This is a genomic window from Pseudomonas sp. BF-R-01 (genome assembly GCF_019946615.1).
Taxonomy (GTDB): domain Bacteria; phylum Pseudomonadota; class Gammaproteobacteria; order Pseudomonadales; family Pseudomonadaceae; genus Aquipseudomonas; species Aquipseudomonas migulae.
Genome location: NZ_JAGYFX010000025.1, coordinates 19,403 through 31,681 on the forward strand (window position 1 = coordinate 19,403; position 12,279 = coordinate 31,681).

Below are 12,279 nucleotides of genomic sequence, written 5' to 3' on the forward strand. Positions count from 1 at the left end.
CGTTCCCGTAGGGCATGTTGTTAGGTGTTACGCCGTGTCTTTCAACCAGAGCTTTTCAAACCGCCAGGTGCTGAACAGCGACTCTTCCGCCGCCGCGCCGCCTACGCGGTTGGCCACGCTGTCGAGCAGGTCGGCGTAGCCCCAGATCAGCATGCCGCCGCGTTCGTACTGGATCTGTTGAACCTGATGCACCAACGCCTTGCGTTTCTCCAGATCGGGCTGGGCCATGGCTGCCAGAAACAGCTCGCTGAACTGTGCATCCTTGAAGTGCGTCTTGTTGGCCACGGCAAACGGCGCGTCGGTGTGGATCGCACTGGCCAGGAACGGTGCGCCGATGCTGCCGCCGGTGCTCAAGGTCCAGTCGGTGCGCAGCGGTCCCTGGAACGTGGCCAGGTCCACTTGCTTGACCTTGAGCGTGACGCCAATGCGCTTGGCCTGTTCGGCCAGCACCAGCGCCGACGTCAGCCCCGGCCCCGGCGTGGTCACCAGTTCCAGTTCAAGGTTTTCGTAGCCGGCCTCCTTGAGCAATTGCGCCGCGCGCTGCGGATCGTGGGGACGCGGCCCGAGCGTGTGGTTGAAGGTCGGATCGCTCGGCGCATACAGGTCGTTGGCCACGCGGCCCTGACCGTTGAGCGCCCGGCGCACCAGTTCTTCGCGATCCGCCAGCAAGCGAAAGGCCTCGCGCACCCGTGGATCGTTGAACGGTGGCTTGTCGAGGTTCATGTCGAACGACAACCAGTTGCCGGTCACCGATTTCAACACCTTGAGCCGAGGGTCGTGCTGCAGCACTTCCAGCTGTTCGGTGGGCATCACGTTGGCCATGTCGATCTGCCCGGAACGCAGGGCCGCCAAGCGCGAAACCTGATCCTTGAAGTCGATGATTTCCAGTTCGTCGGCGTAGGGTTTGCCGTCCTTGTAGTAGTTCTCGAAGCGGGTGAACAGCGAGCGCTGGCCGGGGGTGAAGCTTTTCAGTTTGTAGGGGCCCGCGCCCACCGGATTGCTCACCGGGTGATAGTCCACCGGCACGATGCCACCGAAGTTGACCCAGGTTTCCGCCAGCGGCATATAGCTGCGGCCTTCACGGAAGTTCAGGCGCACGGTGCGCGAGTCAAGCTTGACCAGGTTGTCGCGGTCCACCCAGTGCAGCAGCGCGGCATAGGGCGAGGCCAGTTGCGGGTCAGTGAGGCGGCGGATCGAGAAGATCAGGTCATCGGCATCGATGGTCTTGCCATGGTGGAACTCCAGCCCGGGGCGCAGGCGTAACGTCCAGCTGCTGGCGTCGGCATTCGGCTCGGCGAACTCGGCGAGGGCCAGGCGCGGCTGCATCTGCTCGTCCCATTCCCACAGCTTGCTGTACAGCGCAAAGCCGCGAACGATGCCGCTGCCGATGGGTTTGTGCGCATCGAGGTTGCCGCTCTGGTTGCCGTCGAGAATCCCCAGGCGCAGGCGCCCGCCATAACGCGGCTGATCATCGGCGGTGGCAATCGCCGCCGCCGTTTTTTCGCCGCTCGGGCCACACCCGGCGAGCAGGCCGCCACCGAGCAGCAAACCGCCGCCGAGCAGTGCGCTGTGACCGAGAAAATCCCGGCGACTGAACAATGAATGATCCTCGCTCATGGCATCAGGCTCCGGCCGGGCCGTTGGCGGAACGCAGTTCCAGCGGCGCCGGCAGCGGGCGGCTCAGTTCGGTGCGCTCGCCGCGAAAGTGCGGCAGGATGTGCTCGCCCAGGCGATAGGCTTCTTCCAGATGCGGGTAACCGGCGAGGAAGAACAGGTCGATGCCGATGGCGTTGTACTCGCGAATCCGCGCCACGACATTTTCATAACTGCCCACCAGCGCGCAGCCCGGCGGAATGCCGATGTAGCCGAAGCCGGTCCATACATTCGGGTGGATGAAAAAGTCATCGAAACTCTGGGTTTCCGTCTTCTGCGCGAACTCGTTTTCATAGCTGAGTTTGCGCGCAGTACGCAGCCCGGCATGCGAGGCCACGGCCTTGACCGCGCCCCTGGCGATGCCTTCATCGAAGAAGCGCCTGGCTTCGGTGCGGGCCAGTTCCTCGGTTTCGCGGGTGATGACGTCAATCGACAGACCGAAGCGAATGTCGCTGCGCCCGTACTTCAGCGCGCGCTCGCGAATGTCGGCGATCAGCGCGGCAATCTCGTTCGGGTGCTCGGCGCGCATCAGGTAGAAATCAGCGTGTTTGGCGGCAAATTCCCGGGCGGGAATCGACGAGCCGGCGGTGCAGATCAGCGGCAGTTCGGCTTTCTTCAACGGCCCGCGCAGGCCACCACCCTCGGCCTTGTAGAATTTGCCCTCGTAGTGGAAATTCTCGTTGTGCCAGTAACCCTTGACCACGTCCATGAACTCGATGGCGCGCTCATAACGTTCATCGTGATCACTGAAATCGCCGACCTGACGCTGAATCGCATCCGAACCGCCGTTGATGATGTTCCACACCAGCCGGTTGCCGGTCGCCCGTTGATAGGTCGCGGCCTGCTGCACCGCCACCCACGGCGTGTAGTGGTAGGGCTGGAACGCGGTGACGAATTTCAGCGTGCGGGTTTCCCGGGCCAGCAGCGAGCAGACCGTCCACGGTTCCTCGCCGGAGGGCGCGTTGACCATCAGCGCACCGCCGAAACCGTTGATCTCGGCAGCCTTGGCGATCTGCCCGAGGTAGTCGATGTAGGTGAAGTGATCGCCGACGCTGAACCCCGAGACGGCGCCGGTGCTCGGGCCGCCACGGTGCCAGTCGCCACGGTTGCGCGGGTCGCCGGGGAGGAATTGGGTTTCGCCATGCAGGGGCAGGCGGGTGAAGAATTCAATACTCATGTCGAAGGCTCCGTCTTACTGCACGCTGGGGCTGCAGATCGGGGTGATGGGCTGGTCGTTGATGACCTTGTGCGCGAACGGCACCGAATCCTTGAGCGAGGCGTTGACCGTTTCGCTGTGGCCCAGCCCTTTGTAGAGATGGCCTTCAACCACCGAGCCGGTCTTGCAGGCGTCCTGCATCAGCGCGACCTGTGTCGAGGCGGCCGGGGTTTTGTCTTCGGCGCCGGTGCCGATGAAGATCGGCTGGGCCAGCTTCAGCGTCGGGTAGGAGACCTGTTTTTGCCACGCCGCGAGCTGGTCGCCCTTGTAGTCTTTCTTGGCATTGGCCGGGGTCAGGCCGACGCCGACCACATCGCTGACCAGCGCTGCCAGGCAACTGGTACGCGCCTGTTCGAACAGCGGCAGGGCCTTGTCGGTATAGAAATCCTTGGGGTTGATGCTTGGGTCGTATTGCTGGGCCGCGAGCAGGGTGTAGAAGCCGTAGGCGAGGGATGCATCGACTTTGTTGACGTCCTGTTCGCCAACGTTTTTCGCGCCGACGGTATAGATCACGCCGGTGCCGATGCTGCCTTTGACGCCGAGGTCCGGCGCGTAGGTCGGGGCATAGGCCGCCGAGGCGAAGGCGCCCGCGCCACCCTGGGACTGACCGACGATCAGCACTTTGTTGGCCAGCCCCGGAACGCCCGCAACCACGGCTTTTGCCGCGTCGAGAATGCCGTAGGCGGCCATGCGATTGTTCAGCAGCGGGTGACCGCCGGGGACGCCGAGGCCCTGATAGTCGGTGGCGACGATGGCATAACCTTCATCCAGCCAGCGGCTGAGGTATTGCACGTCACGGTAGGAGCGACCTTGCCAGGACGGCGCGCACACATCGGCCACACCGACCGTGCCATGCCCCCAGCTGGCAACCGGCCAACCACCGGCGGGCGCCTTGCCTTTGGGCAGGAACAACGTGCCGGAGACCACGATCGGCGACTTGTTGTCGATGCCGTCGGTGGAGGTGTAGAGAATCCGCTGCGCACTGGCGGCGTTGGGCAGGCTCAGGGTTTTTTCCAGCGGCTCGCTGCGCAGCAGTTTGCCTGGCGTGGCCGGGATCACCTCTTGCCAGGTGTAGAACGCCGAGACGCGGCCATCGCCTTGTTGCGGGTCGGGTTTGGGGGCGTGGGCACCGGCGGCCATGGCACTCATGGACAGCGCCAGGACGCTCAGACCGAAAACGAATTGTTGCGGCAGTTTCATCTGGATTTCCCTATTCATGGATTGTTGCTGACCTGGCCGCGCAGGGCCGGCCAGTAGTCGGTGAGTTTCAGATCGATCAGCGCCTGGTTGGTGAAACCGGTGGCCAGCGAAGGGGTGATGTCGTAGGTGTCGCGAATCAGGTGGTTGGCCAGCGCATAGGCGGTGAGTGCCTGATAGTGGGCCTTGAGTTGCTGGTCGCTTTTCGGCGCCCAGCGGTCTTTCCAGGCCACGGGATCGTTCTGGTCGTCACGGCGCAGCACGCTTTCAGCGGTGCCGGCGCGGGAGGAGAGTTCGTAGTAGGCGTCCTGGTTTTGTTCCTGGGCGATCCACCAGGCGGCTTTGATCCAGGCGGTCGCCAGCAGTTGAGTAATGTCCGGGTGCTGCGCGACAAAACTGTCGGTGCCCCAGAGGTCGGAGACCAGACGCCAGTCGTTGGCGCCTTGCTTGGTCGACCAGATGATCTTGCCGACGCCTTTGTCTTCCAGCGCATAGGCTTCGCTGAGCAATACGGCCGCATCGACTTTGCCAGCGGACACCGCTGCGGCGCCAACTTGCGGATTGAGGTTGGCGATCTTGAAATCGTCGAGCTTCAGGCCCTTGCTGGCGAGGAAGTTGCTGAACGCGAACTCCCACGGACGACCGCGATGCAGGGCCAGGCGTTTACCCTTGAGGTCGTCGATGCTGTTGGCGCTGGAACCGGCGGGCACCACCAGATAGATGTTGTTGCCGCTGCCACCGGGCACGATCAGCTTGCCCGGCACACCGCCAGCCCCGGCAATCACGGAAGGCAGGTCGCCGCGCACGGCAAAGTCGATGCTGTTGTTGCTGAAGCCTTCGTTGATCTGCGGCCCGGCGCCGGCGTGGGGCAGGGCGATCCAGTCGAGCTTCACGCCGCGCTGCGCCAGTTGCTGTTCCAGCCAACCGTCCTCGATCACCCGCCCGGCGATCCCGCCGAATACCGGTTTGCCACCCTGCGTATACGCGACGATAGCGATCTTCACCGACGCCGGTGCCTGTCCGGCCAGCGCCGTGGCACTGAGCAGAAACCCGGTCAAGGCGACCAGGCTGTTGCGCCAGAAACGTTTCATTGAACTCTCCCTAAATGGCTATTGGCGAAACACGGTCTTTGTAGGAGCCGGCTTGCTGGCGATCTGGCCTTCAAACCTTGCGGCGTTTCTGCGGACGCCATCGCCGGCAAGCCAGCTCCTACAGGGTTTTGCGGTGTCCGATGCTCCAGCGTTGTGAACCCAATCCTTGTAGGAGCCGGCTTGCTGGCGATGGGGCCTTCAAACCATGCGGCGTTTCTGAGGACGCCATCGCCGGCAAGCCAGCTCCTACAAAGTTTTGCGCTGTACATGGGAGAGAGCAGATTGCATGCCACTGCACGAAAAACGCGCTGCAGGCCGCGCAGGGACTGGGTTTCAGGGCGAGGGGAGGGAACTGCCGGGAGCGTGGGGTGTTGATGTGCAAGCAGGCCGGTGCGTGCCAATTGCTGCTCCAGCAGCAGGCTGGCAGCAGTTGCGTTGCATATGGTTTTTTGGAATATATAAATATTAATTAAGAATTTTTTAGTCTAAACAACTTCATGCACTATTGAGCACGCGCTTTTACTGCCAGGAATGCACCATGTCGCTGATCACTCATCCAAACGCTCGCGAATTGACCAAGTCGGTGCGGGCCACCGTCCTGGTGTTCAAGGACCCGCGCTCCCAGGAATTGCTCAGCCGCATCGAGCGCCTGGCGCCCAGTGAAGCCAACACATTGATCATTGGCGAGACCGGCACCGGCAAGGAACTGGTCGCCCGGCATATCCACAATTTGAGCCGCCGCGGACGCGAGCCCTTCGTGGCGGTGAACTGCGGCGCGTTTGCCGAAACCCTGGTGGAAAGTGAGCTGTTCGGCCACGAAAAAGGCGCCTTCACCGGCGCCACGACGAACAAGGCCGGGTGGTTCGAAGCGGCCAATGGCGGCACGCTGTTTCTCGATGAAATCGGTGATCTGCCGTTGAACATGCAGGTCAAACTGCTGCGGGTCTTGCAGGAGCGCGAAGTGGTGCGCCTGGGCTCGCGCACGCCGATCCCGATCAACGTAAGGCTGGTGGCTGCAACCAACGTCAACCTTGCGGATGCGGTCGTCGCCGGGCATTTTCGCGAGGACCTGTTTTACCGTCTGCACGTCGCGACCATTCGCCTGCCGCCCTTGCGCGAACGACCGGGCGACATCCTGCCGCTGGCCGAGTTTTTCCTCGAAGAACATTGCCAGCGCCTGGGCTACAACCGCGCGTCATTGAGCGTCGAAGCCGAACGCAAGCTGCTGGAGCACAGCTGGCCAGGCAACATCCGCGAGCTGGAGAACTCCATTCACCACGCGTTGCTGGTGTGCCGCAATCAGCGGGTCGCCCCGGCGGATCTGCACCTGGTGGACATGCGTTCCTCCGGCATCCGCCAGGAACAGGCCAGCCAAACCAGCCACGCCGTCGCCGGCCCGGTGGACCTGGAAGCCGCCCTCAACGCGCTGTTCGAACAGAACATCCCGGACCTTTACGAACATATCGAAGAAACCATTTTCCGCGCGGCGTACCGGTTCTGCCACGGCAACCAGTTGCAGACCGGACGCCTGCTGAACATCAGCCGCAACATCGTCCGGGCGCGGCTGGAGAAAATCGGGGAGTTGAACAAGACACTGGCGGTGGAGGAATAGTCCTCGTCGTCGCTTTATTTCTGATTCGTCCACTCACAGCGAGCATTTCATGGCAATTCCCTACAAGCGTTCAGCGTTGACCCTCCTGGCAGCCTCCCTGGCGGCGATGAGTGCGTTACTCAGTCCCGGCGCGCAGGCCGAAGGCAAGATCAGCATCGCCCAGCAATTCGGCATCGGTTACCTGATTCTGGATGTGGTCCGCGACCAGCAACTCATCGAGAAGCACGGCAAGGCCCAGGGCCTCGACATCAAGGTCGACTGGAACAGCATCTCCGGTGCCACGGCGATGAACGAAGCGCTGTTGGCCGGCGCGCTGGATGTGGTGTCGGCGGGCGTGCCACCGATGCTGACGATCTGGGATCGCACCAAGGGCAAACAGAACGTCAAGGCGATTGCCTCGCTGGGCTCGATGCCCAACTATTTGCTGACCAATAACCCGAATGTGAAGAGCCTGAAGGACTTCACCGAGAAGGATCGTATTGCCGTGCCTGCGGCCGGAGTAGGGTTCCAGTCGCGCACCTTGCAGATCGAAACGGCCAGGCAGTTCGGCAATGACCACTACAAGAAATTCGACGACATCTCGATCAGCCTGGCCCACCCGGATGCGACGGCGGCATTGATCGCCGGAGGTTCCGAGATCAACGCGCACTTCTCCAGCCCGCCGTTCCAGTATCAGGAATTGCAGAACCCCAACGTGCACAAGGTGCTGAGTTCCTACGACGTGCTGGGTGGCCAGGCCACGTTCAATGTGCTGTACACCACGGAAAAATTCCACGACGAAAACCCGAAAACCTACAAGGCGTTTTACGACGCATTGGCCGAAGCGGAAAAAATCATCAAGGCCGACAAATCCGCCGCCGCCCAGACCTACATCCGCGTCGAACAATCGAAGCTGGCCCTGCCGCTGGTTGAGAAAATCGTCAACGATCCAGAGATCAACTTCACGGTGGTGCCGCAGCGCACGGCGGTCTACGCCGAGAAACTGCAGGAACTGGGCGTACTGAAGAACAAGGCGGCCAGCTGGAAGGACTACTTCTTCGAAGAAGCACACGGCGATGCAGGCAGCTAAACACACCACAAAACTTTTGTAGGAGCTGGCTTGCTGGCGATGGCGTCCTCAGGCACACCGCAGGGCATGAAGGCCCTATCGCCAGCAAGCCGGCTCCTACAGGTCCGTGTTCGCAACACCGAAGCATCTGCACACCACAAAACCATTGTAGGAGCCGGCTTGCTGGCGATGGCGTCCTCAGACACGCCGCAGGGTTTGAAGGCCTATTCGCCGGCAAGCCGGCTCCTACAAGTCCGTGTTTTCACGCCGTCGCGGTGGCCAATGCAGGCCATAAAACTGACCTGAATCAACCCGAATGGCACGGCAATACACAGGGGGATGGCCGTTTGTCATGCGTATGGTTATGCTCGCATCGTTTTGCATTTGCCAATCATTAACAACCACAGTGATGTCATGAGCCAATCAGAGACGCGTGCGACTGCCCTTGCGCTGTATCCGGAAGATTCCCGCGAGGCCGCGGCGCTGCTCAAACAAGCCATTCCGCTGATGGTTCGTCACAACATCCCGCCCAATCCGGTGCATTACGCGCTGTGGTACACCTACAGCAAAGGTCTGGACCCCGAACTCAATCGTCACCTGGACCGGGTGGTCAAAGACTTCGATTGCTTCCCGCCGGAATCCGCCACCCGGCTTTTCCGCGACTACATCATTCGCGACGAGCTGGAAGAGGCCCGCGCCGGGCAGCAACAAGCGATCAATCTGGTGGACGACATGCAGCGCGACGTTTCGCGCAGCGTCGAGGGCAATCTCAACTTTCAGAGCAGTCTGGGACGTTGCCTGGAAATGCTCGAGTCGCCCGTCAACGAGCGATTGCCGGGCATTTTGAGTGAGCTGCAACAAAGCACCCAACTGATGCACAGTCAGCAGGAACAGTTCCTCACCCAACTGCACTCCGCTCAGAGTGAGATCAAGAGCCTGCGCAGTAAGCTTGAGCGTGCACAACTGGCGGCCACGCTCGATGGCCTGACCGAACTGCTCAATCGCACCGCGTTTACCCGTTTGCTGGAGCAGGCGCTGAGCAATGAATCCCAGGGCGTCGCGCTGGTCATGCTGGATATCGATCACTTCAAGCAATTCAATGATCAGTACGGACACCCGTTGGGCGACCGAGTGCTGCAGCATGTCGGGCAGGTGTTGCGCAGTTCGCTACCACCCCACGCCACGGCTGCGCGATATGGCGGTGAAGAGTTCTGCGTGATTCTGCAACACTGCGCCGACCTGGCGAGTGCCGCTGTTTTCGCTGAGCAACTGCGGGTGAAAATCCAGTCATTACGGATCAAGGCGCGGGTTGATGGCAAGGTGCTCGATACGATCACGGCATCCTTTGGCGTGGCTTTCGCGCAACCCGGCGAGAATATGGACAGCCTCCTGACCCGCGCCGATGACGCGCTCTACCAGGCCAAGCGCGCTGGGCGGAACCGGGTGCATCGCTAAGCACTGAAACGCCTTTCAAGCCGCCGACCCGATCCATTTGGTGACGGTGGGCGCTTGCCACTGTTCGAGCGCGTCGAGCAGTGCCGCCGGGTCGGTATTGAACATCAGCATCTGGCTGTGTTCGGTCTTCATGAAGCCTTCGTTCACCGCATGGTCGAGCAGGCTGCGCACCGGGTCGAAAAAACCGCCGATGTTCAGGCAAGCGACGCCTTTGTGGTGTTCACCCAATTGGGTCAGGGTTGCCGCTTCAAACAACTCCTCAAACGTCCCCAGCCCGCCGGGCAATGCGATGAACGCATCCGCCGATTCGCTCATGCGTGTCTTGCGGCTGCGCATGTCTGGCGTCACTTCGTGTTCGGTCAGGCGGCCATGAAGATGCCCAAGGTCGAACAGCAAGCGCGTGATGATGCCGAGCACTTCACCGCCCTCGGCGAGTACGGCATCGGCCATCACGCCCATTAAACCCTTGTCGGTACCGCCATAGACCAGGCGTATGCCGCGTCTGGCGATTTCCCGGCCGAGGGCCTGGGCGCCTGCCACGTAGTCGGGGTTGAAGCCATAGTTGGAGCCGCAGAACACAGCGATGCTGTGGAGTGGGGAAGAGCTGGGCATCAGATTATTCCGGGTGGTGGTCAATGCCCCGATGATGCGGTTCGGAGGAGGGCGCAAACAGGTCCAAGAGTTGGCTGTTTGAGTGAGCCATGATGGTTTTTTGTGCCGGCCACGAGGCCCCCATCGCCAGCAAGGGTTTGCGGTGCACGCAAAATTGCAGGAGCCGGCTTGCCGGCGATAGGGCCCTCGAACCTGGCCCCTACATCAACGCCAGAATCCGTTTTCCCAACTGCTCGGCAGTCTCTTGCGAATCAATGTTGGCAAACCCGAGCAACAGCGCGGAATCGGTCTCGTCATGCACACGCCAATCGGTCAACGCTTCAGCGTAGAGACCGGCCGCCAACAAGCGCTCGACCAGCAATCGGTCGGACTGTGCCTCCATCAGCCGCAGAATCAGATGCATGCCACCCGGCTGCGGATCGATGCGGATGCGTTCACCCAGGACTTTCTTCAATCCGCGCGCCGTCGCTTCCCGGCGTTCGCCGTAGAGCTTGCGCATGCGCTGGATATGGCGCGCGAAATGCCCCTCGGTCATAAACGTGGCGACGATGGCTTGGGTCAGTTCCGGACAACCGCCGAGAAAGGTCTCGCTGACGTGTTCGAAGCGTTCGACCTGCGCTGGCGGCACCACCAGGTACGAAAGGCGGATCCCCGGAAACAGCACCTTGCTGAACGTGCCGGCGTAGAGCACCCGTCCATCACGGTCCAGGCTTTTCAGCGCGGGCAGGGGACGGCTGACGTAGCGGTATTCGCCGTCGTAATCGTCCTCGATAATCCAGGCCTGCTGCCGGCTGGCCCACTCAAGCAATTCCAGTCGGCGCGGCAGTGACAGCGACACGCACAGGGGACTTTGATGTGCCGGTGTGACCACCGCCGCTCGTGCGTCCATCGCGCTGCTCACCCCTTGCGCGACCTGCATGCCGTCCTGATCCACCGGCACGGGGGCAACCTTGATCTGAAGATGCGCCAGCAACTGGCGGGTCGGCAGGTAGCCGGGGTCTTCCACGAGCACACGGTCGCCGGGCTTGAGCAGCGTGTGAGCGATCAGTGCCAGTGTGTTGCGGTATCCCGAGGTGATGAACACTTGCGCGGGCGAGCAGGTAATGCCCCGTGAGACTTGCAGGTAAGTGGCAATCGCCGTGCGCAACGATTCCAGCCCCAACACCGACGGATTGGCCATGTCGGGAATGCGCGTGGCGCGCACGCAGCGTGCGCCGATCTGCGACCAGATCTTTCGCGGAAAGGCATCCAGCGCGGGCAAGGCCATTTGAAAGGGCAGGACCGCTGCCTTGTGCCTGATCGAGGCGCTGGCGGTCGCATTAAACGGGTGTTCCGTACGCGCCGAAGGCTTCCTGCCGCTGACCCCCGGCGCCACCACGGTGCCCGCCTGACCCCGCGACAGCAGATAGCCCTCCGCCGTCAGCAGTGAATACGCGGTATCGATGGTCCCCCGCGCCAGACCAAGCTCTTTTGCCAGTGCCCGGGCCGCAGGAATCCGGTCCCCGGGGGCGAGCAGTCCGTCACTGATCGCGCCGCGGAACCGCCAGTAGATTTGCCGGTAGATCGGCTCCGACGAGGTCGGATCAAGGGGTGAGAAGTTTTTGATTTGAAGGGTCATTGGCCTCGCCCGTGTCGTGCGCAGAAAAATGCGCTTGTAGTGCCTGGCCCGCCTTGTCCCTGGCGGCGGCGACGGCCTCCGGGCCCATGGCGGTTCCCTCTACGGAGAAAAAATTCACGTCGTGCAGCCCGATCATACCCAGCACGGCGGTCAGGTACGGCGTGAGAAAATCCGGTTGCCGCGGGGTCATCCCGGAAAACCTGCCGCCAGAGGACACTGCAACATACACCGGGCGGTCCTGCAGCAGGCTGGTTTTGCCTTGCGCACCGACATTGAACGTGCGTCGGACCCGAGCGATGTGATCGATCCAGAGCTTGAGTGTCGAAGGCACGGTGAAGTTATGCATCGGCGTACCAATCACCAGCATATCGGCACTGTGCAGCTCCTCGATCAGCGCTTCGGATCGGGCGATAGAGCCTGTCTCTGTGACATCGGCGGACGCCTGTTGGGAAATCGCGTAAGGCTCGTCGATAGGGGACAGCGCGTCACCACCGACCACCCGCTCGATCACGGTTGCCGCTGGATGGGCCTTCAGCAAAAAGCCAATGATGTTTTTCGACAGCCGATAGCTTTCGGACGCTTCGCCGCGAGGGCTGCAAGTAACGTGGAGGATTTTCATGATTCACCCGGTTTGAACTGTGTGGAGGGAATCATTCTATGAAGCTCATGACCCAGGCCAAAGGTCCATGAATCCGGTTAATCACTGGGCCATGATTGCCGAATCATGGCCCATGACTCAAGGCCGATCATGGACCTTATCAACAAGACCAAGACACG

The 12,279-nt window shown here is 61.6% G+C and carries 10 protein-coding genes; 3 read left to right on the forward strand and 7 right to left on the reverse strand.

All coding sequences use genetic code 11. The features are described 5' to 3' along the window. Nucleotides 1-27 precede the first annotated feature (27 nt). Genes KGB27_RS12055 through KGB27_RS12070 form a run of 4 tightly spaced genes read right to left on the reverse strand, consistent with a single transcriptional unit; the run spans nt 28 to nt 5,157 of the window. Nucleotides 28-1,617, reverse strand: a complete 1,590-nt coding sequence (locus KGB27_RS12055; protein ID WP_223554614.1) for an ABC transporter substrate-binding protein — start codon at nt 1,615-1,617, stop codon at nt 28-30. Nucleotides 1,618-1,621: 4 nt separating this feature from the next. Further along, on the reverse strand, nt 1,622-2,830 hold the full coding sequence (locus KGB27_RS12060; protein WP_223554616.1) for an LLM class flavin-dependent oxidoreductase: 1,209 nt from the start codon (nt 2,828-2,830) through the stop codon (nt 1,622-1,624). Between the two features lie 15 nt (nt 2,831-2,845). Continuing rightward, nucleotides 2,846-4,069, reverse strand: coding sequence for a lipase family protein (locus KGB27_RS12065; protein WP_223481301.1), 1,224 nt, complete (start codon nt 4,067-4,069; stop codon nt 2,846-2,848). Nucleotides 4,070-4,083: 14 nt separating this feature from the next. Then, nucleotides 4,084-5,157: an ABC transporter substrate-binding protein gene (locus KGB27_RS12070; protein WP_223554618.1), complete on the reverse strand. Its 1,074-nt coding sequence runs from the start codon at nt 5,155-5,157 to the stop codon at nt 4,084-4,086. A gap of 538 nt (nt 5,158-5,695) precedes the next feature. Between KGB27_RS12070 and KGB27_RS12075 the strand changes: the two genes are divergently transcribed. The 3 genes from KGB27_RS12075 to KGB27_RS12085 all read left to right on the forward strand — a co-directional run bounded on the left by KGB27_RS12075 (nt 5,696) and on the right by KGB27_RS12085 (nt 9,272). Continuing rightward, nucleotides 5,696-6,769 (forward strand): sigma-54 interaction domain-containing protein, encoded by a 1,074-nt coding sequence (locus KGB27_RS12075; protein ID WP_008028129.1) that lies wholly within the window; start codon nt 5,696-5,698, stop codon nt 6,767-6,769. 49 nt (nt 6,770-6,818) lie between these two features. Further along, a complete protein-coding gene (locus KGB27_RS12080) occupies nt 6,819-7,838 on the forward strand; it encodes an ABC transporter substrate-binding protein (RefSeq protein WP_008041137.1) in 1,020 nt (339 codons plus the stop codon). Nucleotides 7,839-8,231: 393 nt separating this feature from the next. Further along, on the forward strand, nt 8,232-9,272 hold the full coding sequence (locus tag KGB27_RS12085) for a GGDEF domain-containing protein (RefSeq protein WP_223481303.1): 1,041 nt from the start codon (nt 8,232-8,234) through the stop codon (nt 9,270-9,272). Between the two features lie 15 nt (nt 9,273-9,287). On the opposite strand, the gene KGB27_RS12090 is transcribed toward KGB27_RS12085, so the two are convergent. From KGB27_RS12090 to KGB27_RS12100, 3 genes are all read right to left on the reverse strand, one after another. Continuing rightward, a complete protein-coding gene (locus tag KGB27_RS12090) occupies nt 9,288-9,884 on the reverse strand; it encodes a TIGR00730 family Rossman fold protein (protein ID WP_223554621.1) in 597 nt (198 codons plus the stop codon). A gap of 199 nt (nt 9,885-10,083) precedes the next feature. Next, entirely contained in the window at nt 10,084-11,502 is a 1,419-nt protein-coding gene (locus tag KGB27_RS12095) for a PLP-dependent aminotransferase family protein (protein WP_008041145.1), read from the reverse strand. Then, the gene (locus KGB27_RS12100) at nt 11,468-12,121 is read right to left on the reverse strand and encodes an FMN-dependent NADH-azoreductase (protein ID WP_223436366.1); all 654 of its coding nucleotides are present in this window, start codon (nt 12,119-12,121) and stop codon (nt 11,468-11,470) included. The genes KGB27_RS12095 and KGB27_RS12100 overlap by 35 nt, the downstream gene beginning before the upstream one ends. Nucleotides 12,122-12,279 lie beyond the last annotated feature (158 nt).

Excerpts from the sequence above, each read along its gene's own strand:
- KGB27_RS12055 (WP_223554614.1), bottom strand. The coding sequence starts at position 1,617 with ATGAGCGAGGATCATTCATTGTTCAGTCGCCGGGATTTTCTCGGTCAC.
- KGB27_RS12060 (WP_223554616.1), bottom strand. The coding sequence starts at position 2,830 with ATGAGTATTGAATTCTTCACCCGCCTGCCCCTGCATGGCGAAACCCAA.
- KGB27_RS12065 (WP_223481301.1), bottom strand. The coding sequence starts at position 4,069 with ATGAAACTGCCGCAACAATTCGTTTTCGGTCTGAGCGTCCTGGCGCTG.
- KGB27_RS12070 (WP_223554618.1), bottom strand. The coding sequence starts at position 5,157 with ATGAAACGTTTCTGGCGCAACAGCCTGGTCGCCTTGACCGGGTTTCTG.
- KGB27_RS12075 (WP_008028129.1), top strand. The coding sequence starts at position 5,696 with ATGTCGCTGATCACTCATCCAAACGCTCGCGAATTGACCAAGTCGGTG.
- KGB27_RS12080 (WP_008041137.1), top strand. The coding sequence starts at position 6,819 with ATGGCAATTCCCTACAAGCGTTCAGCGTTGACCCTCCTGGCAGCCTCC.
- KGB27_RS12085 (WP_223481303.1), top strand. The coding sequence starts at position 8,232 with ATGAGCCAATCAGAGACGCGTGCGACTGCCCTTGCGCTGTATCCGGAA.
- KGB27_RS12090 (WP_223554621.1), bottom strand. The coding sequence starts at position 9,884 with ATGCCCAGCTCTTCCCCACTCCACAGCATCGCTGTGTTCTGCGGCTCC.
- KGB27_RS12095 (WP_008041145.1), bottom strand. The coding sequence starts at position 11,502 with ATGACCCTTCAAATCAAAAACTTCTCACCCCTTGATCCGACCTCGTCG.
- KGB27_RS12100 (WP_223436366.1), bottom strand. The coding sequence starts at position 12,121 with ATGAAAATCCTCCACGTTACTTGCAGCCCTCGCGGCGAAGCGTCCGAA.